This window comes from Streptomyces sp. BR123 (assembly GCF_013401435.1).
Lineage (GTDB): Bacteria > Actinomycetota > Actinomycetes > Streptomycetales > Streptomycetaceae > Streptomyces.
In genome coordinates this window covers 1-2280 of record NZ_JACBGN010000538.1, presented here as the reverse complement: position 1 = coordinate 2280, position 2280 = coordinate 1, and the positions used below count along the sequence as shown (strand labels likewise).

The following is a 2280-nucleotide window of genomic DNA, read 5'->3' as shown; positions in this document are numbered from 1 at the left end:
CCCCGATCCGGGCCCGCCCCCGGGGGCCCGCCACCTCCAGTGCCCGCGCGGGGTCCCCGGGCAGCAGATGGGACACCGAGAGCAGGTGGGCGGCCCGCACCCGCGCCTCCGGGTCCGTCGTCCGCTCCGCGATCCGGGTGCACTCCTCGCCGAGTGCGCGGGCGGCGGCCATGTCCCCCCGGAGGACGGCGGTCAGCCCGAGCGCCCACAACCCCTGGAGGTATCCGGGCGCCTGCTGCGGGGCTGCCCGCAGGGCCCGCTCCAGGAAGCCCCGGCCCTCGTGGACGTGCCCGCAGGAGAACCAGAAGAACCACAGGGCCCCCGCCGTCTCCAGCGCGGCCCCCGGGTCCGTGCCGAGCAGGTGCTCCAGCGCCGTCCGCAGCTGTGGGTGCTCGATGGTCATCCTGCGGTACCAGTCCACCTGGCGCGGGCCCATCCAGCCGCGGTCCGCGGCCCGGCTGAGCGCCGCGTACCAGTGGGCGTGCCGGTCGGCGACCGCGCGCACCTCGCCGAGCTCGGCCAGCCAGTCGTGGCCGTACTCGCGGATCGTGTCCAGCATCCGGTAGCGGGCGCCGGCGCCCCGCTCCTGCGTCCGCCGGACCACGGACTTGGCCACCAGCCCGGCCAGCACCCGCTCCACGCGGGCCGCCGACAGCGGGCCGCCCGAGCACACCGCCCTGGCCGCGGCCACGTCGAAGTCGCCCGTGAAGACGGACAGCCGGGCCCACAGCAGCCGCTCCACCGGCTCGCACAGCTCGTGGCTCCAGCCGATCGCGGTGCGCAGCGTGCGGTGGCGGGGCATCAGCGTGGACGTCCGGTGGTCGCAGAGCACGTCGAACCGCGCGCCGAGGCGCTGAGCCATCTGCTCCAGCGTCCACCTCCGCAGCCGGGCCCCGGCCAGTTCCAGGGCGAGCGGGATCCCGTCGAGGCGCCGGCACACCTGCGCGGCCAGGACGGCCCGGTCGGGGTCGTCGAAGCAGGCCGCGGCATCCGGGGTCGCGGCGAGGGCGGCGGCCCGGAACAGGGCGAGGGCATCGCTGTCGGGGCCCTCGCAGGGCAGCGGGCAGATCTCCACGACCTGCTCGCAGGGGCTGGCGAGGGGTTCCCGGGAGGTGACCAGGACCGTCAGGCCCGGTGCCGACTGCAGGAGTTCGCCGACGAGGTGGCGGCACTCGGCCACCATGTGCTCGCACGTGTCGAGGACGAGGAGGAGCTCCCGGTCGGCCATCCACGCGCACAGTTCCTCGTCGAGCGGGCGCGCCGAGTGGTCCGCCAGCCCGACGGCGTGGGCGACGCTCATGGTGAGCAGGGAGGGGTCGTGCAGCGGTGAGAGGTCCACCCACCACACCCCGTCGGGCCGGGCCTGTTCGGCGTCGGCGACGGCGCGCAGGGCGAGGCGGGACTTGCCGACGCCGCCCACACCGGTGAGGGTGATCAGGCGGTTGGTGCGCAACAGGTCGTGGATTCCGTCGAGTTCGGCCTCCCTGCCGATGAAGACGGCTGGTTCCGGCGGCAGTCTGCCCGGTGCCTGGTTTCCTGCTGGACCGGGGTCGCCGTCCGCGGAATCCGCCCGTCTGTCGTTGAACGAGTACTCTCCGAACACGGAAGTATTGTGCGTGATTCTTCACCCGGCGTGCCGTTCCGCCCGAATCACTGTCACGTCACCGGTACGGGTGCTTCCGCTCTCATCCTGCCAGCACGACGCGCCGCTGTGCCGAGAATGCCCCCCAATTGCCGTCCGGCAGGCGGGCCCTCAGCTTCAGTTCCCAGGCCGTGCCGGACGGTTCTGCCACGCCGAGCCGGTGCTCCATGCGGCCGCCGGCCACGGCACCGGCACCGAATTGGATGACGGTGACGGGCCTTCCGTTGACGTGGAGCTCGTACTCCGTGGTCGGCCGGCCCGTCTCCGGGGCGGTCCAGGCGAGTGTGACGCCGCCGGGGGAGGCGTGGGCCGTGAAGTCGGCCGGGGCGGTGCCGGGGCCGCGGCCGGGCGCGGGCGGGGTGGTGACCTCCGCCGCGGGGCCGTCGGGGGAGGAGTTGTCCGCGCCGTCGCGGGCCCGGACCGTGAAGGCGTAGGCGGTGTCCGGCTGGAGGCGGGTGAGGGCGGTGGAGGTCTCGGCGGGACCGGCGGTGTGGATGCGGACGCCGCCCTGGTAGACGTCGTACGCGGTCACGCCCGTGTCGTCGGAGGCGGCGGACCAGGAGACCACGGCCGAGCGGGGGCCGTCGGCGCGGGCCGTGGTGCGGTCCGGGGCGGTGGGAGGCGTGCGGTCCTCGGCG

2 protein-coding genes are annotated in these 2280 nt (G+C 75.0%); both read right to left on the bottom strand.

Annotated elements, in window-relative coordinates:
* Window positions 1-1603: NB-ARC domain-containing protein (locus HYE82_RS36030; protein WP_179178437.1), on the bottom strand; the 1603-nt coding region annotated here is incomplete at its 3' end.
* An 82-nt stretch (window positions 1604-1685) separates the two neighbouring features.
* A partial coding sequence (locus HYE82_RS36025) for a fibronectin type III domain-containing protein (protein ID WP_179178436.1) occupies window positions 1686-2280 on the bottom strand: 595 nt, incomplete at its 5' end.